This window comes from Actinophytocola sp. (assembly GCF_036402745.1).
In the GTDB taxonomy this organism is placed as follows: domain Bacteria; phylum Actinomycetota; class Actinomycetes; order Mycobacteriales; family Pseudonocardiaceae; genus Actinophytocola.
Map to the genome: position 1 here is coordinate 1 of NZ_DASWSJ010000043.1, position 20,544 is coordinate 20,544.

21 protein-coding genes and 2 pseudogenes are annotated in these 20,544 nt (G+C 71.1%); 8 read left to right on the forward strand and 15 right to left on the reverse strand.

Annotated elements, in window-relative coordinates; translation table 11 throughout:
- The first annotated feature begins 178 nt into the window (after window positions 1-178).
- The 4 genes from VGD70_RS04365 to VGD70_RS04380 all read left to right on the forward strand — a co-directional run bounded on the left by VGD70_RS04365 (window position 179) and on the right by VGD70_RS04380 (window position 5,022).
- Window positions 179-1,045: an NAD(P)-dependent oxidoreductase gene (locus VGD70_RS04365; RefSeq protein ID WP_331078343.1), complete on the forward strand. Its 867-nt coding sequence runs from the start codon at window positions 179-181 to the stop codon at window positions 1,043-1,045.
- Window positions 1,042-3,873: a glycoside hydrolase family 2 TIM barrel-domain containing protein gene (locus tag VGD70_RS04370; protein ID WP_331078345.1), complete on the forward strand. Its 2,832-nt coding sequence runs from the start codon at window positions 1,042-1,044 to the stop codon at window positions 3,871-3,873. The genes VGD70_RS04365 and VGD70_RS04370 overlap by 4 nt, the downstream gene beginning before the upstream one ends.
- Window positions 3,874-3,935: 62 nt before the next feature.
- A complete protein-coding gene (locus VGD70_RS04375) occupies window positions 3,936-4,349 on the forward strand; it encodes a VOC family protein (RefSeq protein ID WP_331078347.1) in 414 nt (137 codons plus the stop codon).
- A gap of 25 nt (window positions 4,350-4,374) precedes the next feature.
- Window positions 4,375-5,022: an SEFIR domain-containing protein gene (locus tag VGD70_RS04380; protein ID WP_331078349.1), complete on the forward strand. Its 648-nt coding sequence runs from the start codon at window positions 4,375-4,377 to the stop codon at window positions 5,020-5,022.
- On the opposite strand, the gene VGD70_RS04385 is transcribed toward VGD70_RS04380, so the two are convergent.
- The 6 genes and pseudogenes from VGD70_RS04385 to VGD70_RS04410 form a co-directional block, all read right to left on the reverse strand.
- Entirely contained in the window at window positions 5,023-6,261 is a 1,239-nt protein-coding gene (locus VGD70_RS04385; RefSeq protein ID WP_331078351.1) for an AfsR/SARP family transcriptional regulator, read from the reverse strand.
- A gap of 30 nt (window positions 6,262-6,291) precedes the next feature.
- Window positions 6,292-7,551: an enolase C-terminal domain-like protein gene (locus VGD70_RS04390; protein ID WP_331078353.1), complete on the reverse strand. Its 1,260-nt coding sequence runs from the start codon at window positions 7,549-7,551 to the stop codon at window positions 6,292-6,294.
- Window positions 7,552-7,626: 75 nt separating this feature from the next.
- On the reverse strand, window positions 7,627-8,994 hold the full coding sequence (locus tag VGD70_RS04395; protein WP_331078355.1) for a ricin-type beta-trefoil lectin domain protein: 1,368 nt from the start codon (window positions 8,992-8,994) through the stop codon (window positions 7,627-7,629).
- Window positions 8,995-9,005: 11 nt separating this feature from the next.
- A pseudogene (locus tag VGD70_RS04400) lies at window positions 9,006-9,413 on the reverse strand (ricin-type beta-trefoil lectin domain protein); the annotation flags it as partial.
- Window positions 9,414-9,443: 30 nt separating this feature from the next.
- Window positions 9,444-10,898: pseudogene (locus VGD70_RS04405) on the reverse strand (glycoside hydrolase family 30 protein); the annotation flags it as partial.
- A gap of 95 nt (window positions 10,899-10,993) precedes the next feature.
- Window positions 10,994-12,256, reverse strand: coding sequence for an RICIN domain-containing protein (locus tag VGD70_RS04410; RefSeq protein WP_414637891.1), 1,263 nt, complete (start codon window positions 12,254-12,256; stop codon window positions 10,994-10,996).
- Window positions 12,257-12,455: 199 nt separating this feature from the next.
- On the opposite strand from VGD70_RS04410, the gene VGD70_RS04415 reads away from it, so the two are divergent.
- From VGD70_RS04415 to VGD70_RS04430, 4 genes are read left to right on the forward strand one after another with little or no spacing between them, the layout of a single operon-like run.
- The gene (locus VGD70_RS04415) at window positions 12,456-12,710 is read left to right on the forward strand and encodes a hypothetical protein (RefSeq protein ID WP_331078359.1); all 255 of its coding nucleotides are present in this window, start codon (window positions 12,456-12,458) and stop codon (window positions 12,708-12,710) included.
- Window positions 12,707-13,579 (forward strand): MoxR family ATPase, encoded by an 873-nt coding sequence (locus tag VGD70_RS04420; RefSeq protein ID WP_331078361.1) that lies wholly within the window; start codon window positions 12,707-12,709, stop codon window positions 13,577-13,579. The genes VGD70_RS04415 and VGD70_RS04420 overlap by 4 nt, the downstream gene beginning before the upstream one ends.
- Window positions 13,572-14,678, forward strand: coding sequence for a vWA domain-containing protein (locus tag VGD70_RS04425; RefSeq protein ID WP_331078362.1), 1,107 nt, complete (start codon window positions 13,572-13,574; stop codon window positions 14,676-14,678). Before VGD70_RS04420 ends, VGD70_RS04425 begins: the two co-directional genes overlap by 8 nt.
- Before the next feature lie 12 nt (window positions 14,679-14,690).
- Window positions 14,691-14,975 (forward strand): hypothetical protein, encoded by a 285-nt coding sequence (locus tag VGD70_RS04430; RefSeq protein ID WP_331078363.1) that lies wholly within the window; start codon window positions 14,691-14,693, stop codon window positions 14,973-14,975.
- A 164-nt stretch (window positions 14,976-15,139) separates the two neighbouring features.
- Here the strand turns inward: VGD70_RS04430 and VGD70_RS04435 are convergent, their stop codons facing one another.
- The 9 genes from VGD70_RS04435 to VGD70_RS04475 are packed head-to-tail and all read right to left on the reverse strand — an operon-like array spanning window position 15,140 to window position 20,536.
- Window positions 15,140-15,571 carry a hypothetical protein gene (locus VGD70_RS04435; RefSeq protein ID WP_331078365.1) on the reverse strand — a complete coding sequence of 144 codons (432 nt, stop codon included), beginning with the start codon at window positions 15,569-15,571 and terminating at the stop codon, window positions 15,140-15,142.
- A complete protein-coding gene (locus VGD70_RS04440; protein ID WP_331078367.1) occupies window positions 15,568-15,927 on the reverse strand; it encodes a hypothetical protein in 360 nt (119 codons plus the stop codon). The genes VGD70_RS04435 and VGD70_RS04440 overlap by 4 nt, the downstream gene beginning before the upstream one ends.
- Window positions 15,924-16,235 carry a hypothetical protein gene (locus VGD70_RS04445; protein ID WP_331078368.1) on the reverse strand — a complete coding sequence of 104 codons (312 nt, stop codon included), beginning with the start codon at window positions 16,233-16,235 and terminating at the stop codon, window positions 15,924-15,926. The genes VGD70_RS04440 and VGD70_RS04445 overlap by 4 nt, the downstream gene beginning before the upstream one ends.
- Window position 16,236: 1 nt before the next feature.
- Complete coding sequence (locus tag VGD70_RS04450) at window positions 16,237-16,500, reverse strand: hypothetical protein (protein ID WP_331078370.1); 264 nt, start codon at window positions 16,498-16,500, stop codon at window positions 16,237-16,239.
- A 14-nt stretch (window positions 16,501-16,514) separates the two neighbouring features.
- Complete coding sequence (locus VGD70_RS04455) at window positions 16,515-16,742, reverse strand: hypothetical protein (protein ID WP_331078372.1); 228 nt, start codon at window positions 16,740-16,742, stop codon at window positions 16,515-16,517.
- On the reverse strand, window positions 16,742-16,999 hold the full coding sequence (locus VGD70_RS04460; RefSeq protein ID WP_331078374.1) for a hypothetical protein: 258 nt from the start codon (window positions 16,997-16,999) through the stop codon (window positions 16,742-16,744). Before VGD70_RS04460 ends, VGD70_RS04455 begins: the two co-directional genes overlap by 1 nt.
- Window positions 17,000-17,005: 6 nt before the next feature.
- Window positions 17,006-17,602, reverse strand: coding sequence for an SRPBCC family protein (locus VGD70_RS04465; RefSeq protein ID WP_331078376.1), 597 nt, complete (start codon window positions 17,600-17,602; stop codon window positions 17,006-17,008).
- A gap of 57 nt (window positions 17,603-17,659) precedes the next feature.
- Window positions 17,660-20,041 (reverse strand): aerobic carbon-monoxide dehydrogenase large subunit, encoded by a 2,382-nt coding sequence (locus VGD70_RS04470; RefSeq protein ID WP_331078378.1) that lies wholly within the window; start codon window positions 20,039-20,041, stop codon window positions 17,660-17,662.
- A 12-nt stretch (window positions 20,042-20,053) separates the two neighbouring features.
- Entirely contained in the window at window positions 20,054-20,536 is a 483-nt protein-coding gene (locus VGD70_RS04475) for a (2Fe-2S)-binding protein (RefSeq protein WP_331078380.1), read from the reverse strand.
- Between the last annotated feature and the right edge of the window lie 8 nt (window positions 20,537-20,544).

Below are 20,544 nucleotides of genomic sequence, written 5' to 3' on the forward strand. Positions count from 1 at the left end.
CGCCGGCCACCCATGAGCACACCGTGGTCTACCGGCCACTCTCCGACGACGTGCCGACGTGGGAGACGGCGCCGGCCTGGTCACCCGGTGAACCACTCCCCAGCGTTGGCCCAACTTGTTTCGTCCGTTGGATGACATGCAACACCGTTTCACACTCCTCGAACTATGCTTGCCCCCGATGAGCCACTTACCGAGCCGTGTCCTGGTCACCGGGGCGGCGGGCCGGCTCGGCCGGATCGTGCTGCGCGAGCTGGTCGCGCGCGGTGCGACCGCCGTCGGCCTCGACCGTCAGGATCCGGGCGACACCGAGACCGAGCAGTTCTTCACCGGCAACGCCGCCGACCCGGGCCTGGTCAAGGCCGCGCTCGCCGGCGTGGACACGGTGATCCACCTGGCCGCGACGCCCACCCCGGAGTTCCTGCCGGGCGACGAGGTGTTCGTCGGCAACGCGGCCGCCACGTTCGTCGTGCTGGACGGGGCGGCCCGCGCCGGGATCGACCGGGCGGTGATCGCCAGCAGCTTCTCGATCACCGGTCTCCCGTTCGGCCCGCCGGAGCTGCGCCCGGCCCACGTGCCGATCGACGAGGCGTCGCCGCTGCTGGTCGCCGACCCGTACGCACTGTCCAAACAGGCCGATGAGGCCACCGCGGCGATGGTGGCCCGGCGCGACGGCATGACCATCAGCGCGCTGCGGTTCCCGCTGCTCGGCTGGCCCGACGACGGGCAGCTCGCCGAGCAGGCCGAGTTCTACCGCCAGAACCCGGCGGCCGGCGTCTCGCACCTGTGGACCTACCTGGACAGCCGGGACGCGGCGCGTGCCTGCTGGCTCGCGGCCACCGTGCCGCTGTCGGGCTTCCACCCGATCTTCGTCACCGCGCCGGACACGCTCGCGCCGTACCCGACCGAGGAGCTGCTCGACCGCTGCATGCCCGGTGTGCCGCGCCGCGCGCCGCTGCCGGGCCGGACGGTGCCGGTCGACCTGACCGCCGCGCGCACGCTGCTGGGCTTCACCGCCGAACGCCTGTTTCCGCAGAGGGACACATGACCTACTACGCCGACTACTCGCCTGGGTCGGGGCGCCTCGAGCCGCGGGCCGCGCTGGACTCCGACGCCGCGTGCATCGACCTCGCCGGCACCTGGCGCTTCCACCTGTCGGCCACCGCGGACAAACCGGACGACTTCGCCCAACCGGACTTCGACGACTCCGAGTGGGCCGTGCTGCCGGTGCCGTCGCACTGGCCGCTCTACGGGTACGGCGCGCCCGCGTACACGAACGTGGTCTACCCGTTCCCCGTCGACCCGCCGCACCCGCCGGAGGAGAACCCGACCGGTGACCACCGGCGCGCGTTCGACCTGCCGGCGGACTGGGCCGGGGCGGAGGTGGTGCTGCGGTTCGACGGCGTCGAGTCGTGCGCGCGGGTGTGGCTCAACGGCACCGAGCTGGGCTTCTTCACCGGCAGCCGGCTGCCCACCGAGTTCGACGTCGGCCCGCTGCTGCGGCCGGGGCACAACGTGCTGGCGGTGCGGGTGCACCAGTGGTCGGCGGCGAGCTACCTCGAGGACCAGGACATGTGGTGGCTGCCGGGGATCTTCCGCGGCGTGACGCTGCGGCGCCGGCCCGCCGAGCGGCTCGACGACGTGTTCGTGCACGCCGACTACGACCACACGACCGGCCTGGGCACGCTGCGGGTGGACACCTCCGCGCCGGCGCTCGTGTCGGTGCCCGAGCTGGACCTCGTCGACGTGCCGGCGGGTTCCGCGGTGACCGTCGCGGTGCGGCCGTGGTCGGCCGAGTCGCCGCGGCTCTACGACGTCACCGTCGCGACGGCCGGGGAGACCGTGCGGCTGCGCGCCGGGTTCCGCACGGTGTCCATAGTGGACGGTGTGCTGCTGGTGAACGGCGCGCCGGTCGCGCTGCGCGGGGTCAACCGGCACGAGTTCCATCCGGACTTCGGCCGCGCGGTGCCGTACGAGACGATGCGTGCCGACGTGGTGCTGATGAAGCAGCACAACGTCAACGCGGTGCGCACCAGCCACTACCCGCCACACCCGGCGTTCCTCGACCTGTGCGACGAGTACGGGCTGTGGGTGGTCGACGAGTGCGACCTGGAGACCCACGGGTTCTTCTTCGCCGGCTGGCGCGACAACCCGTCCGACGTCCCCGCGTGGCGTGAGTCCTATCTGGACCGGATGCGGCGGACGGTGGAGCGGGACAAGAACCACCCGAGCATCGTCCTGTGGTCGCTGGGCAACGAGAGCCACACCGGCGCGAACCTGGCCGCGATGGCCGAGTGGACCCGGCAGCGGGACCCGTCCCGGCCGATCCACTACGAGGGCGACTTCGACTGTGCCTATGTGGACATCTACAGCCGGATGTACGCCTCGCACGAGGAGACCAGGGCCATCGGGGAGCGGGCCGAGGAGCCGCTGGCCGACCCCGAGCAGGACGCGCGGCGGCGCGCGATGCCGTTCGTGCAGTGCGAGTACGCGCACGCGATGGGCAACGGGCCGGGCGGGCTCGCGGAGTACGTCGCGTTGTTCGACGCCTACCCGCGCTGTGCCGGCGGGTTCGTATGGGAGTGGATCGACCACGGGCTGCGGCACCCAGACCTCGAGTACGCCTACGGCGGCGACTACGGCGAGCCGGTGCACGACGGCAACTTCGTGATCGACGGCGTGGTGTTCCCGGACCGCACGCCGTCGCCGGGGCTGCTGGACCTGAAGAAGGCCTACGAGCCGGTGCGGTTCTCCTTCGGCGACGACGGCGACGACGGCGCGGACGGCGCGGACACCGTGACCATCGAGCCGTTGCGCGGCGACCTGTCCGGGCTCCGGTTCGGGTGGACCGCGTCGTCGGGTGGCGCCGGGCTCCTGGACGTACCCGCCGACGGCGGGACCGTGCCGCTGCCGGACGTGCCGGTGGACGGCGAGACCTGGCTGACCGTGCGGGCCGTGCTCGCGGCCGACCAGCCGTGGGCGGAGGCCGGGCACGAGGTCGCCTGGGCCCAGCACCGCGTCGCCGAGGCACCCGGCCCGCGCCCGCCCGCCACCGCCGTCCGTCCACAACGGATCGACGGCGGGCTCGCCCTGGGGCCGGCGTCGTTCGACCGGACCGGCCGGCTCGTGGAGTTCGCCGGCGTGCCGGTGACCACGCCGCGGCTGTCGTTGTGGCGCGCGCCGACGGACAACGACCGCGGCGCGCGGTTGCACGACACCTGGCACGCGATGGGCCTGCACCGGCTGACCCACCGGGTGGACGAGGTCGACGTCGGCGACGGGATCACGGTCCGCACGAGGGTGGCGCCGGCCGGGACCGACCGGGGCGTGCGGGTCGAGTACCGGTGGACGCCGCTGGGTGCGGGCGTGGCGCTGGCCGTGCACGTGGCGCCGGAGGGCGAGTGGCCCGAGCCGATCGCGAAGCTGGCGCTGGCGATGTCGCTGCCCGGCACGCTCGACCACGTACGCTGGCGCGGCCGCGGCCCCGGGGAGTCCTATCCGGACACCGGCATCGCGGCCCGGCTGGACACCTTCCACGCGACGGTCGACGAGCTGCAGACGCCCTACCTCCGGCCGCAGGAGAACGGCCGCCGCGCCGACGTCCGGTGGGCGACGCTCGCCGACGCGGCCGGGCGCGGGCTGCGGATCACGGGCACGCCGACGTTCGGCCTGACGGCCCGCCGCTGGACCGACGCCGCGCTGGCCGCGGCCACGCACCGCAACGCGCTGGTGCCGGGCGGCACCGTGGAGCTGACCGTCGACATCGGACAGCACGGCATCGGCACCGCGTCGTGCGGGCCGGGCACGTTGCCCGAGTACGAGCTGTTCCTCCGGGAGACGAGTTTCGTCCTGTTGCTGGAGCCGGTGACTCCGTAACTCGCGTTGTCGGCGCCGCGTCGTCGTGCAAGGATGCTGTCCTTCGTGCAAGGGAGTATGTGATGGCGTCTCGACTCAACCCGTACCTCAGCTTTGCCGGAAATGCGCGGCAGGCGATGGAATTCTACGCGCGGGTATTCGGCGGCAATCTGACGTTGAACACCTTCGGCCAGCTGGGTGCCGCGGACACCCCGGAGGCCGACAAGATCATGCACGCCAGTTTGGAGGCCCCCAACGGCTTCACGCTCATGGCGTCCGACACCCCGCCCGGCGTGGCTCACAACCCGGGCGACAACATCTCGATCAGCCTCAGCGGCGACGACGGTCCGGAACTGCACGACTACTGGGACAAGCTCAGCGAGGGTGGCGCAATTTCGGTCCCGCTCGAAAAGCAGGTGTGGGGCGACGAGTTCGGCCTGTGCGTAGACCAGTTCGGGATCCCCTGGATGGTCAACATCGGGCAGCCACAAAGCTGACCTTCGCCGGCGTATTCTGGGTGGCGTGCTGACGCCCAAGGTGTTCGTGTCGTACGCCCACGAGTCCCAGCGGCACCAGGGCGACGTGCTGGCGTTCGCCACGTTCCTGCGCGGTCAGGGGGTGCACGCGGTCCTCGACCTGTGGTCGGCCCACGACCGGCACGACTGGTACGCCTGGGCGATCCGCGAGCTCACCGCGGCCGACTACGTCCTGGTCGTGGCGTCGCCGAACTACAGGCGAACGGGCGACGGCAGCGCGCCGGCCGACGAGCACCGCGGGGTCCAGTCCGAGGCCGCCGTACTGCGTGACCTGGTCTACGGCGACCGGCCGGGCTGGCTCCCCAAGGTGCTGCCGGTGCTGCTGCCGGGCCACGGGGCCGACGAGATCCCGCTGTTCCTGCAGCCCAACACGGCCAGCCGCTACGAGGTGACGTCCTACACCACCGAGGGCGCGGAGGACCTGCTGCGGGTGATCCACCGCAGGCCAGGCCACGTCGCGCCCCCGGTGGGGTCCCCGCCGGACCTGCCGCCGCACTCGGGCGACCCGGCCGCCGCCGCTCCCGCTCCTGGCGAGGTGCCGGCCGAGGACGGCGCGGTCACCAACACGATCACCGGCACCGTCACCGGCAAGGTGGTCCAGGCCCGCGACATCCAGGGCGGCGTGCACTTCTGATCACGGCGCCGTGCCGCCGGTCCCGATCTCCAGCACCGCGAGAATGTCCCGCGGCGACAGGGCGAGGTGCGGCTGGTGGTCGAGCCGCAGCTGCTGCCGCGCGGTGAGCTGGTGCACGACGAGCTGGTCGTCGAGCTTCACGACGAGGACGGCGCCGAGCCTGACGACCGCCTCCTTCGTCTTCTGCAGCGAGGTGATGAGGGGGCCGAGATGCTGCAGCATGGTCGCCGTGATCTGCGCGTCCTGCGCGAGAACCAGGCGCGCGTCGGCGGCGTGTGCCGCCATGGCACCCAGCTCGCGCACGCCGGGATCGGCCCGCAGACGCCGGAACCACGAGCCGATGATCGCGTCGTCCCGCTGGACCACCGGTGCCCCGGCCACCTCGAGGACACCGACGACGGCGGCCTCCACCTGCTCGTGGCCCGCCTCGTCCGACAGGTAGATGGAGACCGGAAACGTCGGGTGCTCCGCCGCCCACAGCGTCGGGTCGGCGCGCAGTATGCGCTGGTACAGCTCGAGCAATCCCGGCCCGGGCTCGATCCCCAGGTCGTCGGCCAGGTGCTGGGCGAACCGCTGGTAGGTGGCGAGCGCGGCGGACTCCTGGCCGGACCGGTACCGCGCGAGCACGAGCTGCGCGACGAGCCGCTCGCGCAGCGGGTACTCGTCGACCAGCCGGGCCAGCTCGCCGATGATCTCGTCGTGCCGGCCGTGCTCGAGCTCCGTGTCGAACCACGCCTCCAGGACGGCGAGCCGCAGCTCGGACAGCTGAGGCGCGAGGAACCCGCCGCCGAGGTCGGCGAACTCTCGCCCACGCCACACGTCCAGTGCGGCGCGGAGTCGGGACGGGCGCTGACTCGCGGGCAGGACCGTCGCCTCTGCGAGCAGGTTGCGCACGATCGTGACGTCGATCAGGGACTCGTCGAGGGTCAGCCGGTAACCCGGGGGCACCGTCTCGATCCGCACGTTCCCGGAGTCGTCGACCTCGCCGAGGCGCCGGCGGAGGCGGGAGACGTAGCCGTGCACGACCCTCCGCGCGGTGGCCGGCGGTTCGTGCGCCCAGAGGACGTCGATGATCCGGTCGAGCGGCACGGTCCGGTTGGGTTCGAGGAGCAGCAGCGCGAGCACGCCGCGCATGCCCGACGAGCCGAGCGGCACCGGGCGGCCGCCGGCGCGCACCTCGAGGGGGCCGAGCAGGTAGAACCGCAGGCCGTCCTGCCCGGTATCCGCTTCGGTACTCACGCCGGCCCCCAGACCAGTCGCCGTTCGCTGTCAGGGTGACTCTAGGCCGCCGTCCGGGCGGCGGACCGTCGCGGCCCAGCGTTCGTGCAGGCCGGTGACCGGGGGATACTTCGCCGCCTCGCCCTCGTCCAGGTCCACGCCCCAGCCCGGCTGGGGGGACGGGTACAGGTAGCCCTCCCGCGCGACCGGGGTGCCGGGGAACACCTCCAGCGTCGCCTCGTTGTAGGCGTGGCCCTCCTGGATGCCGAACGCCGACGTGGTCACGTCCAGGGCGATGTTCGCCGCCACACCGACCGGCGACACGTCCCCCGGGCCGTGCCAGGCGGTGCGCACCCCGGTGAGCTCGCACAGCGCCACCAGCTTGCGGCACGCGGACAGCCCGCCGACCGTCGACACGTGGACGCGCAGCAGGTCGACCGCCCCCGTGGACACCATGCGGGCCGCGTCGGTGAGGGACGAGAGCTGCTCGCCCACCGCGATCGGGACCGGGGACGCGGCCGTGACCGACGGCAGCCGGTCGTAGTGCTCCGGCGCCACCGGGTCCTCCAGGAAGAACAGCCGGTACGGCTCCAGCGACCGGGCCAGCACGACGGCCTGCTTCGGGGTCAGCCGGGAGTGGACGTCGTGCAGCAGCTCGACGCCGTCGCCGAGGACCGCGCGGGCCTGCTCGAACAACGCCGGCGTCACCGCCAGGTAGCGGTTCACGTCCCAGCCGTCCGGGTACGGGGCCCGCGGGTAGCCGCCCGGCGTCCCCGGCGCGCCGTAGGTGCCGAGCCCCGGCCCGCCGGTCTGCAGCCGCACGTGCCGGTACCCCTCGGCGACGATCGACGCCGCGTGCTCCAGGGTGTCCTCAATGGACTCCCCCTCGGCGTGCAGGTACGTGTCCGCCGCCGCCCGCACCCGGCCGCCCAGCAGCTCGTACACCGGCATCCCGGCCCGCTTGCCGGCGATGTCCCACAGCGCCTGGTCCACTCCGGACAGCGCGTTGTTCAGCACCGGGCCGTTGCGCCAGTACGAGGACAGGTGTACCAGCCGGTTGATGTCCTCGATGTCGGCCGGATGCCGGCCGACCAGCAGCGGCGCCACATGGGACGCCACCGCGGCGACGACGGCGTGGAACCGCTGGGTGAACGTGGCGCAGCCGAGCCCGTAGAGCCCGTCGTCGGAGGTGTCGACGCGGACCACCACCAGTGGGATGCCCTCGGGGGCGGTCACTATCGCGCGCACCCCGGTGATCCGCAGCGCGTCGCGCGCCGGCCACGGCGCCTGGGTCTCGGGCATCACGGTCATGGGGGACAACGTAATGGGTGAGGGCGGCCGCCGGGGTCCAGACTCCCCGGGGGCCGCCCTCCGCAACCGGATCACTCAGCCGGTATAGGCGGCGAAGATCCGGGTGAACTCCCAGTTCGACTGGCTGATGCCGCTGCAGCTGTCCGCGGGACCGCCGGTGCACGGCCGGTCCCGGTTGAGCGACCAGAACGTCAGCCGCGCCAGGTGATGCTGCTGCGCGTAGGCCAGCATCGTCCGGAAGTGGTTCTGGTTCACGACCTCGCCGACGTCGGTGTTGCCGTTCATCGACGAGATGCCGCTGCGCCGGTAGGCCTGGTCGTCGGTGTAGCCGTAGGCGTTGCGGACGGTGTTCTTCAGGCCCTCGGCCGCCCTGGTCGACAGCGCGCCCATGTCCTGGCCGTTGCCGCCGAAGTTGAACGGCATGATCGTCCACGAGTCGACGGTGAGCCCGGAGGCCGCCGCCCGGTTGATCATCCCCGCGTCCGGTCCGTTCTGCCCGGTGCCGATCGTGACGTACACCTTGAGGCCGGCGTTGTTGGCCTTGACCGTCTTCAGCGCGTCGATCGTGCGCTGCTGCACGGTCGGGCTGTTGTACGCCGACGCCTCGATGTCGATGTCGATCGCGGCCAGCCCGTACGCGCTGATCACCCGCTGGTAGGCGTTCGCGAGCTCACCCGCGCTGCCGCACGACTCCTCGAGCTTGTTGCCGCTCCAGCCGCCGAACGACGGGATGATGTTGCCGCCCGCGCCGCGCACCGAGTTGATCGTGTTCTGGTCGACGCCACCGGTGAGCGCCCGCTGGCCGTCCCACATCGGGTTGCAGTACCCGTTGCTCAGCACGAACGCGAGCGTGAACCACTTGACACCGGTCTGCTGCATCACGGTCACCGGGTTGGGCGGGCTGCCCCACCCGTTGTAGAGGTACGGCGCCACGGCCATCACGCCGGGGCCGGGTGGCGGGTCGCCGCCGCCGACCGCGGGCGCGGTCCACTTCTGGTTCGCGGCACCCGTGCACGTCCAGATCTGCAGCCGGGTGCCGTCGGCCGAGCTGTTGCCGGTGACGTCGAGGCACTTGTTCGCCGCCACGTTCACGATGTCGCCGGCCGCGGTGATCCGCCAGTTCTGCGCGCCGGTCCCGTTGCAGTCCCACAGCTGGATCTTGGCGCCGTCCGCGGTGGACGCCGAGGTGACGTCCAGGCACTTGCCGAGCGCGCGGATCGTGCCGTCGGCGTTCGCCGACCACTGCTGGGCGCCGGACCCGTTGCACGAGTAGAGCTGCACGGCCGTGCCGTTGGCGCTGCTCGCGGCGGCGACGTCGACGCACTTGCCGGCGAGCCCGGTGATCTGCCCGGTCGCCGCCACGGCGTCGGGGGTCGCCACGACCGCCGTGAGGGTCATGGCGAACAGCGTGCCGGCCAGCAGGCCGGCGAGTCTCTTCCTCATCGGATGTCCCTTCACGCCGCGGGGGCGGTCCACTTCTGGTTGGCGGCACCGGTGCAGGTCCAGATCTGCAGCCGGGTGCCGTCGGCCGAGCTGTTGCCGGTGACGTCGAGGCACTTGTTCGCCGCGACGTTGGTGATGTCCCGCGAGGCGGTGACCGTCCAGCTCTGCGCGCCGGATCCGTTGCAGTCGTAGAGCTGGACCTTCGCGCCGTCCGCGGTCGACCCGGACGTGACGTCGAGGCACTTGCCGAGCGAGCGGATCGTGCCGTCGGCGCCGACCGTCCACTGCTGCGCGGCGGAGCCGTTGCACGTGTAGAGCTGCACGGCCGTGCCGTTGGCGCTGCTGGCGCCCGCGACGTCGGCGCACTTGCCGGCGAGGCCCGTGATCGGCCCGGTCCTGCCGGCACCCGGCCCGCTGCCCTGGGTGCCGCTCCAGGTGAACGTCGCCGAGGTCTGCGCCGGCAGGTTGTAGGTGAACGACTGGTTGCCCCAGTTGACCCGCACGCTCTGGGTCGATCCCGTGGTGTTGTAGGCGATGAGCGCCTTGGAGCCGTCGGGGTTGCGCCACGCGACGTTCTTCACCGAGCCGTTGTCGTCGGACGCGATGCGGCGTGCGCCCGGCTTCACGAACTTGGTCAGGTGGCCCAGCGTGTAGTACTCGACGGTGAGGTCGACCTGGCCGTGCCGGCCGTCTCCGTTGTGGACGGTCACCAGCCCGGTGCAGACGTCGCAGCCGCCGTTGTGCGGGTTGTGGTTCTGGTCGACCGCCAGGCTCCACTTGGTGACCGTGCGGCCCCAGTTGCGGGTGTAGTTGATGATGTTGTTCATGTCGTCGGACTGCTGGTTGCCGACCCAGGTGCCGCCGGACATCTCCGTGTCGTACTGCGGGATGCCGGGGTACTGGTTCTGCAGCGTGGTCTGCTGCGAGACGGGGCCGCCGTAGCCGTGCCACGCGATGCCACCGAAGTTCGGGTGGTTGCGGATCGCCGCGTCGTCCACCGTCGGCGCGGCGAAGGAGGCGTACTGGTCCCAGTTCCAGTCCAGCGCGAGGACCTTTGTGGACAGTCCGGCGCCCTGCAGCGCGGGCAGCAGGTTGGTCTTGGTGAAGAACTGCAGGCCCGAGCCGTTCCACATCGCCGACGGGTAGCTCGCGCAGCAGGTCGGCTCGTTGTTCACCGAGACGAAGCTGATCGGGATCCCTTGCGCCGCATAGGCCTGGACGTACTTGACGAAATACTGGGCCAGCGCGGGGTAGAACTGCGACTCCACCCAGCCGAGCTTGTAGTCGTCGTTGTCCTTCATCCACGGCGGCGGGGACCACGGCGTGGCCATCACCTTGATCGCCGGGTTGAGCTGCAGGGCCTGCTTGGTCAGCGGGACGACGTCGGCCAGGTCGTGCGCGATGGAGAACCGGGTGAGGTTCGGGTCGTTCTGCCCGGCCGGCATGTCGTCGTAGGAGTAGCTGAACCGGGCGAGGTCCGAGCCGCCCATCGGGTTGCGGAGGAAGCTCAGGCCGATCCCGCTGTTCGGGTCGAAGAGCTTGCGCATCGTGTCCTCGCGCGTGGCGGCGGGGACGATGTTGCTGGAGTTCAGCAGCCAGGCCGCGGAGTCCGTGAAGGACGCGCCCGCGCCCTCGAACGGCTGGTACTGGGTGTTCTCGTCGACGGTGATGGTGACCTGGCCGGTACCGGTGCCCGGCGTGAAGTTGACCGGGGTCTGCTGCTGCAGCCCCCGGGTGACGTTCCGGCCGCCGGCGTCGTTCGTGGTCGTCAGCCAGATGTTGACCTGCTCGCCGGCGGCCAGCGCCGGGACCGCGGGGACGGCCAGCGCCGCCGCGGTCAGCAGGGCCGTGCCGAGCAGGAGGGAGGTTCGTCGGATTGTGCGTGGGCGCGCCGAAACAGGCATCGGGTTGCTCCTCAACGAATGCAGGGTTGTTCGAGGGGAGAGTGGTGCGGTGCCGCCCCCGTTTCGGAGGCGACACCGTGTTCAGGGGAGTGGGCTCAGCCCACTGTCCACTTCTGGTTGGCCGCGCCGCTGCAGGTCCAGATCTGCAGCCGGGTGCCGTTGGCCGAGCTGTTGCCCGTGGCGTCGAGGCACTTGTTCGCGGCGACGTTGACGATGTCTCTTGCCCCGGTCACCGTCCAGCGTTGGGCGCCGGTGCCGTTGCAGTCCCACAGCTGGATCTTGGCGCCGTCAGCCGTGGACGCCGAGGTGACGTCGAGGCACTTGCCGAGCGCGCGGATCGAGCCGTCGGCGTTGACCGCCCACTGCTGGGCCGCGGTGGCGTTGCAGTCGTAGAGCTGCACCGCGGTGCCGTTGGCGTTGCTGGCGCCCGCGACGTCGACGCACTTGCCGCCGATGCCGGTGATCCGGCCACCGCTGGGCGGCGTGCCGCCGTCGTTGGTGACGCGGACGTAGTCGATGGTCAGCGTGTTCGGGAACGGCGTGCTGGCGTTGGGATCGCCTGGCCAGTAGCCGCCCACGGCAAGGTTGAGGATGACGAAGAACGGGTGGTCGAACACCCACCGGCTGCCGTTGAGGTTCGACGGCGTCAGCGTGAGGTACCTGTTGCCGTCGACCGACCAGGTGATCGTGTTGGGTGCCCAGTCGACGGCGAACACGTGGAACGCGTCCGCGAACGCGCCGCTGATCCCGTAGCCGCCGCCGATCCCGCCGGCACCGGAGTAGCCGGGGCCGTGGATCGTTCCGTGCACCGTGGACGGCTCGAAGCCGACGTTCTCCATGATGTCGATCTCGCCGGCGTCCGGCCAGCCGCCGCCGGTGCCGAGCATCCAGAACGCGGGCCACATGCCCTGCCCTCGGGACATCTTGAGGCGGGTCTCGAAGTGGCCGTAGGTCTGGGTGAACTTGCCGGAGGTGTTGAGCCGGGCCGAGGTGTACTCGCAGCGGCCGTACCAGCAGTTGTAGTTGCCGGGGTTGTCGCGCCGCGCGGTGATCACCAGGTTGCCCTGGCCGTCGTGCACGGCGTTGCTGGTGCTGTTGGTGTAGTACTGCCGTTCGTGGTTGTTGACGTTGTCGCCGGTCTCCATGTTCCACTTGGAGCCGTCGACCGGGGTGCCGGCGGGTGCGTTGAACTCGTCGGCGAACGTCGTGGCGGCGATCCCCACGTCGGGGGCCGCCGCCGCGCTGGGTTCGCCGACGGCCGGGGCGCCCAGCACCGCCGTGGTGCCGAGCAGTGCTGAGGCAACCGCCGCCAGGATGGCGGTGAATCTGAATCGTCGTGAGCAGGGGCGTGCGGACATCATTGTCTCCACCGACGAGTAGTTTTGTTGTCCCTAGCAACAAAGGATGCCATGGTCTAGACCAAGTCGACAAGAGTTGGGGCGACAACTTTCGAAACCGGTTCCGGACCCGGTTCCGACGCCCGGGTTTAAGCGATCGCTTAACGGAGAGGTTCCCCCTGGTCACGGTCCGCGTAGGCTGGCGGGTGAGGTGATACGGATGAGCGATGAGGCTCTGTCGGTTCTGCAGGACATCTGGCATGCGCACGAGCAGTCCGCCGCCGACCTCGACGCCACGATCGGGCACGGCAAGGCCTGCAAGGCCATGAAGCACATCGGGTTCGGCGGGGACGCCGAGCCGGTGGACGACGACCTGCGGTCGGCCTGGCGGACCAAGCTGGAGCGCGAGGGCAAGCTGCGGCCGGACGGGCAGAGCGTGCGTGACCTGCTCTCGGACGACCCGCGCCGCTCGTGACGCCGCCCTCGGTCGGGTCCGTCGCCGAGCTGGCCGAGACGCTGCGCCGCGGCTCGTACCTGGCCGACCGCGGGCTCGCGACGGCCGTGTACGTGGCGCTGTCGCTGCGTCGGCCGCTGCTGCTGGAGGGCGAGGTCGGCGTCGGCAAGACCGAGATCGCCAAGGTGCTCGCCGCCGTGCTCGGCCGGGACCTGATCCGCCTGCAGTGCTACGAGGGGATCGACACCAGCCAGGCGCTCTACGAGTGGGACTACGCGCGGCAGCTGCTGCACATCCGCGCGCTGTCGGAACCAGGCGCCGCCGACGTCTCGGAGCTGTTCGGGCCGGAGTTCCTGCTGGAGCGGCCGCTGCTGTCCGCGGTGCGCGCGGGTGAGCGGTGCGTGCTGCTCATCGACGAGGTCGACCGGGCCGACGACGAGTTCGAGGCGTTCCTGCTGGAGGTGCTGTCGGACTTCCAGATCAGCATCCCGGAGATCGGCACGGTCGTGTCCCCGTCGCCGCCGCTGGTGATCCTCACGTCGAACCGGACCCGCGAGCTGCACGACGCGCTGAAGCGGCGGTGCATGTACCACTGGATCGACTACCCGCCGCCCGAGCGCGAGGTGGAGATCGTGCTGCTGCGCGAGCCGTCGGTGTCGGAGACGCTGGCCCGCAAGGTGGTCGCCGCGGTCACCCGGCTGCGCGAGCTGGATCTCGCCAAGCCGCCGGGGGTGGCGGAGACCATCGACTGGGCGCGGACGCTGGACTTCCTGGGCGAGACCACGCTCTCGCCGGCCGTGGCCGAGGACACGCTGGGGGCGGTGGTCAAGGAGCGGGACGACCTCGCGCTCGTGCGGGAGTCGCTGAGCGAGATCGTGCCCGATGCCTGACTTCGTCCGCCTGCTCGTGGACTTCGGGCGGGCGCTGCGGACCTCGGGGCTCGCGGTGGGGACCGGCGACGTGCTGACGTTCAGCGGCTCGCTGGCCACGCTCGACCCCACCGACCTCGTGGACCTGTACTGGGCCGGCCGGGCGACGCTCGTGCGCCGGCGCGACGACCTCCCGGTCTACGACGAGGTGTTCCGGCAGTTCTTCCTCGGCGCGGCCGCCCCCGCCTCGGACCTGGTGGCCCTGAAGGCGACGCCGGCGGGCGCGGTGGCGGAGTCGGCGTTCGTCGTGCCGGCCACGGAGCCGGGCAGCGAGGAGACGTCGCAGGAGCGGCTGGGGCTCATGGCGTCCACAGTGGACGTCATGCGGCACCGGTCGTTCGCCGGCTGCACCGACGAGGAGCTGGCCCTGCTGCGCCGGATCATGGCGCGGCTGCGGCTCACCCCGCCGCGCCGGCGCACCCGCCGGACCCGCGCCGCGTCGTCCGGGCGCACCCCGGACCTGCGGCGGACCGTGCGCCGGTCGCTGCGCACGCACGGCGAGCTGGTGTCGCTGTACTGGCGGGAGCGCAGGCGCCGGCCCCGGCCGCTGATCCTGATCCTGGACGTGTCGGGGTCGATGGCGGACTACTCGCGCGCGCTGCTGCAGTTCGCGCACACGGCACGCCGGGCCGCGCGGCGGGTCGAGGTGTTCTGCTTCGGCACGCGGCTGACCTGCATCACCCGCCCGCTGCGCTCGCGGTCCCCGGACGAGGCGCTGCGCCAGGCCGCGTCCCTCGTCGTGGACTGGGACGGTGGGACGCGGATCGGCGCGTCGCTGGACACGTTCGTCCGCGGCTGGGCCCGCCGCGGCGTGTGCCGGGGCGGGATCGTGGTGATCTGCTCGGACGGCCTCGACCGCGGAGACCCCGACCTGCTGGCCAACTCCCTCGCCCGGCTGTCCCGGCTGTGCCACACGATCGTCTGGCTGAACCCGCACCGCGGGCAGGCCGGGCCGTCGGTCGGGATGATGGTGGCCGAGCCCTACATCGACGAGCTGCTGTCCGGGCACGACCTGGCGAGCCTGGAGGAGTTCGCCGCGTTGTTGCCGACCCTGTCCTGAGAGGTGTTGCCGATGACCCGCTGGAGCGTAGGCATGGAGGCCGAGGGCGACCGAGTCCTGACCCACGACGAGATCCTGTCCCTGGCGGACGCCGTAGCGGCCAGCGGCGGCATCGCGACGGGCATCGGGACCCCGCGGTACGGCGCGCAGCTGGTGGTCGTGGCGTCGTCCCGGGACGAGGCCGTGGCGAAGGCACGGGCCGACTTCGTGGCGGCGGCGCGGACGGCGCAGCTCCCGGAGTGGCCGGTCGTGCGGGTGGAGGCCACGAGCGAGGACGAGGACGAGGACGGGGTCTAGTGTCCCGCGCCGGAAATGCGGCGCGTATATCGGTGGATCCAGGTTTCTGCTGGCAAGGCGCCGATTCGGCCTCGTACTGGACCGTACTCGGCCGGATCGGCAACGCCGCCAGCAGGAAGCTGGGCCGCCGAGATACCTGCCGGATTTCCGGCGCGGGACACTAGCTAGGCCGGGTCCTTCGGGGTCGTGAGGGGCTTCGTGGTGCGGGTGTCGTACTCGCCGATCCAGTGGTCGCGCCAGGACTTGTCGTACTGCTGGGTGTTGCAGCCCGGCTTGTAGATCGCGATCAGCTCCTGGGTTATCTGCTCGCGGTGGGCCCGCGTGCCGCCGGGGACCTCGAACGTCGCGATGTGGACCTTCCACTTCGAGCCCGCGCGCTTCACCCAGCAGGCCGCGCGCGGGTGGTGGAACGGGAATCGCTCGGTGGACAGGTCGTCGCTGTGGCCGACGAACGTCACGGCGTAGCGGTCCGGCTTCTCCGCGGGCGACGGCCGGTACAGCACCACGTAGACCGCGGCGCTGCTCGGCGGCGTCCACCCGCCGAGCAGCCGCGGACCCTCGAACAGGTACCCCGCAAGGGAACCCAGCCGGATCATCCGGACTTGAAGCCGACCGTCTCGTGCAGCCGGGACCGGCGGGTGCCGGACGACGGCCGGGCCACCCGGGCCGCGGCCGGCGCGGCCGGCGTCACGTTCGACACGATCCGCTCGGCGAACCCGTACAGCAGCGGCAGCGCGCTGGCCACCACCTTGCCCGTCCGGTTGATGTGCTCCACGCCGGGCACGATGTCGCCGGCATGCCGGTTCACCGTCTGCACGTGCTCGCCGCACTTCTCCAGGTTCGTCGCGATCCGGGTCAGCAGCGAGCCGATCCAGAACAGGAAGAACGCGAGCCCGGCGATCAGCACCACGATCTCCACGACCGTCAGAACCACCAGCGTCGTCGTACTCATGAGGGCTCCCCGGAGGACGTGGAGGGGGCGGTGGCCAGCGCGGCCCGGCCCAGGAACAGGTGGTGCTGCAACCCTTCGGCGAGCACCGCGTCCACCCCGTCGGCCGTGCGCGGGATCAGCGCCGCGTGCTGGGTGTTGCCGGTGACCGCCTCGAGCGTGTCGCGCACCGCGGCCACCCGCTTGTCGATCAGCTTCACGTAGTACACCAGCAGGCTCAGCAGCGCGACCACCGCCACGATCACCACCAGGCCGAGGACCAGCACCACCGTCCAGTACGTGACCTCGTTGTCCGCCAACGCCAGAACCATGTCAGCCTCCCAACCTGTGCCGGCCGCGCTCGAGCCCGGCGACGATGGTCTCCGCGTGGTCGATCGTGGTGGTCAGCGCGGCGAGTGGCGCGGTGTTGGTCTCCGCCCGCCGCAGCGCCGCGTCGACCAGCGGCGCCTGCTTCCCGATCCGGTACGCGAGCACGATGATCGGGGTCACCAGCGCCACCACGGCGACCACCACGACGATTCCGATGATCAGGCCGACGTTCCAGCCGGTGAGGTCTGCGTTTTGGGCAAGGGGCATGGCAAGGACCTCCCTCAGACCGTCTCGGTCCAGTCACGCACCGGCTTCAGCGTCGCGTTCACCGAGATGAGCCGCGCCGGCACGGTGCTGGTGCGATCGGCGATCGACTCGACGCCGCCGATGAGCGTGTCGAGCGTGCCGGTCACGTGTTTCAAGTGGACGATCACGCGGAGCAGGGCGACCGCCGTCAGCGCGATGATCAGCGTGGCGGCCACCAGCGTCAGCCAAGCGACGGCAGGCATTACCCCTCCAAGAGTTTCTGCACGCTGCCGGCGTAGCGGACCGCGCCGACCTGGACTTCCTTGATCGTCTCGTCGGTCGTGGCCAGCAGTCCCGGCACCGGCTCGAGCCCGTCGTTGAGCGCGACCCCGTCGGTGAGGATGTCGTCGGCCGCGTCCCGGATCCGCTCGACCGCGGCGAGGATCCGGTTGAGCAGCACGATCACCACGGGCAGCACCACGAGCAGCAGGACCAGCGCGCCGATCCACCACAGTGCCATGTCAGCTCACCTCCCGGTCATCGCGGCCCGGCGCCGCGCGTTGGATCCGAAGAACCGCCAGAACACCCGCTTCAGCGCGGTCATCGCCGCCGTGAGCCCGATCGAGAACGCGCTCGCCGACTTCGCCGCGCCGGCCTGGCGTTCCTCGCCGCGCGCCCACCGGGGGATGTCCTCGGCCGCGTTCGTGGAGAACTGCTGCACCAGGACGTTGGTGACGTCGCCGATCATGCCGCGGCCGTACTGCGCGGCCGCGCCGGAGATCTGCAGGTCCTGGGCAACCGTCACCCTGGTCCCGCTGCCAATGCGGACCAGGGTCGCGGTGAGCACCATCGACGCCTGGCCCCGGCCGCGCTCGTCCGCGCCGGCCGCGTTGATCACGGCCCGGTGGTTGGCCTCGTCCCGCTCGACGATCTCCACGTCGCCGGCGAAGCGCATGGACACCGGGCCCATCTTGATCGTGACCCGGCCCTTGTAGTTGTCCTCGTCGATCACCTCGGTGAGCTCGGTGCCGGGCAGGTTCGGCGCCATGCGCGGCACGTCGAGCAGGTAGCGCCAGACCTGGTCCACCGGCGCCCGCACCTCGAAGTCACTGTTGATAATCATGCTGTGCCCATCGTTCGCTTCGCTCCTCCGCAACTCGCTCCGGCGCTCTCGCTCACGTCACTCCGTCCGCACGGGTGGTGCGCCCGACACGTCCGCGCCCGTGTTGATGGCCTCCCACACCCGGTCCGGCAGCACCGGCATGTCGATGTTGCGCACGCCGGTGTCGGACAAGGCGTCCAGGACCGCGTTGACGAACGCCGCCGGCCCGCCGACCGCGGCGCACTCGCCGACGCCCTTGGCGCCGATCGGGTGGTGCGGGCACGGCGTGACGACCTCGTGCAGCTCGAAACCCGGTGTCTCCCAGGCGGTCGGCAGCAGGTAGTCCATGTAGTTCGAGCCGACGCAGTTGCCCTCGGCGTCGAACGTCATGAACTGCATGTTGGACATCGCGTACGCCTCGGTGAGCCCGCCCATGATCTGCCCTTCGACGATCATGGGGTTGATCCGCACGCCGCAGTCGTCCACCGCGACCATCCGCAGCACGTCCCACACGCCCGTCTCCGGGTCCACCTCCACCGTCGCGATGTAGCAGGCGAACGGCCAGGTGAGGTTCGGCGGGTCGTAGTAGGCGTTGTTCTCCAGGCCCGGCTCCATGCCGTCGGGCATGTTGCCGTACGCGGCCATCGCGCACTCCTGGATCGTGACGCCGCGGTTGGGTGCGCTGCGCACGTAGAACCGGCCCAGCTCCCACTCGACGTCCTCTTCGGACACCTCCAGCAGGTGCGCGGCGAGCTTCCGTGCCTTGGCCCGGATCTTGCGGGACACCATGGCCACCGCGGCACCGGCCACCGGGGTGGACCGGGACGCGTAGGTGCCCATGCCGAACGGCGCGGTGTCCGTGTCGCCCTCCTCGACGAGCACGTCCGCCGCCGGGATGCCCAGCTCGTGGCTGACGATCTGGGCCCACGTCGTCTCGTGGCCCTGGCCCTGGGTCTTCGCGCCGGTGCGCAGGATCGCCTTGCCGGTCGGGTGCACCCGCAGCTCGGCCGAGTCGAACATCTTGATGCCGAGGATGTCGTACTCCCGGCTGTTGCCCGCGCCCAGCGGCTCGGTCATCGTCGAAATCCCGATGCCCAGCCGGCGCCCGCGCTTGGCCGCCTCCTCCTTGTCCCGCAGGAAGTCCTGGTACCCGATCGCGTCCAGCCCGATGTCCAGGCACTTGAGGTACTGCCCGGAGTCGGTGAGGAAGCCGAAAGGCGTGCGGTAGGGGAACTGGTCGTCGCGCACCAGGTTCCTGCGGCGGAACTCGGCGGGGTCCAGGCCGAGGTCGACGGCCGCGGCGGCCATCATGCGCTCCTGGAAGAACATCGCCTCGGTGACCCGGAACGAGCACCGGTAGGCGACCCCGCCGGGCGCCTTGTTCGTGTACGCGCCGCGCGCGGTGATGTGCCCGACCGGGATGTCGTAGCAGGCGAACGCGGAGTGCACGAGGCCGATCTTGAACTTGCTCGGCTGCGCGTCGGAGAAGAACGCGCCCTGGTCGGTGTCCGCGTGGAACCGGGCGGCCAGGATCTTGCCGTCGCTGCGCAGCGCCAGCTCGCCGTCGAAGTACATGTCCCGGGCGAACCCGGTGGAGATGAGGTTGCCGGACTTGTCCTCGATCCACTTGACCGGCTTGCCCAGCAGGATCGAGCACAGGATCGAGCAGACGTACCCGGGGTAGATCGGCACCTTGTTGCCGAACCCGCCGCCGATGTCCGGCGAGATGATCCGGATCATGTGCTCGGGCAGTTCGGCCACCAGCGCCACCGCGGCGCGGATGATGTGCGGCGCCTGGGTCGTCATGTAGACGGTGAGCTTCTGCGTCGCCGGGTCGAAGTTGGCGATGGAGCCGCAGCACTCGATCGGCGACGGGTGCGAGCGCGGGTAGTGGAGCTTGAGCCGGGACACCACGTCGGCCTCGGCGAACGCGCGGTCCGTGCCCTCCTTGTCGCCGACCTCCCACTGGTAGACGACGTTGTCGGTCTGCCCCTCCTTGTCGTCGCGGATCAGCGGCGCGTCCGCGGCGAGCGCCTGCACCGGGTTGACGATCGCCGGCAGCGGCTCGTACTCCACCACGATGGCCTCGCAGCCGTCCTTGGCGATGTACGGGTCGTCGGCCACGACGCACGCGACCTCCTGGCCCTGGAAGCGGACCTTGTCGGTGGCGAGCACCGCCTGCGTGTCGTAGGACAGCGTCGGCATCCACGCGAGGTTGCGCTGCGCGGCCATCTCCCCGGTCAGCACCAGCCGCACGCCCGGGATCTCCCAGGCCTTGCTGGTGTCGATCGACTTGATCCGCGCGTGCGCCACGGGGCTGCGCAGGATCTCCATGTGCAGCATGCCGGGCAGCGTGATGTCGTCGGTGTAGTTGCCGCGGCCGCGGATGAACCGGTCGTCCTCGACCCGCTTGCGGCTCGCGCCGAGGCCACCGATCTTGATCTCGTCGAGCTGTGTCACGTTGTGCCTCCCTCAGCTCGCTGCCGGCTGCATCTTGGCGGCGGCCCACAGGACCGCCTTGACGATGTTCTGGTATCCGGTGCAGCGACACAGGTTCCCGGACAGCGCCCACCGGATGTCCTCCTCGGTGGGGTCGGGATTGCGCTCCAGCAAGGCCATCGCGCTCATCATCATCCCGGGCGTGCAGTAGCCGCACTGGAGCCCGTGCTCCTCCTTGAAGCCCTCCTGGATCGGGTGCAGCTCGCTGGCCTGGGCCATGCCCTCGACCGTGCGCACCTCGTGCCCGTCGGTCTGGACGGCGAGCATCGTGCAGGACTTCGTCGCCCGGCCGTCGACGAGCACGGTGCACGCACCGCAGTTCGTCGTGTCGCAGCCGATGTGCGTGCCGGTGAGCCCGAGGCCCTCGCGGAGCAGGTGCGCGAGCAGCACCCGCGGCTCGACCTCGACCACCCGCTCCTCGCCGTTGACGGTGACCGTGACCCTTCGCTTCTCCATGGGATCTC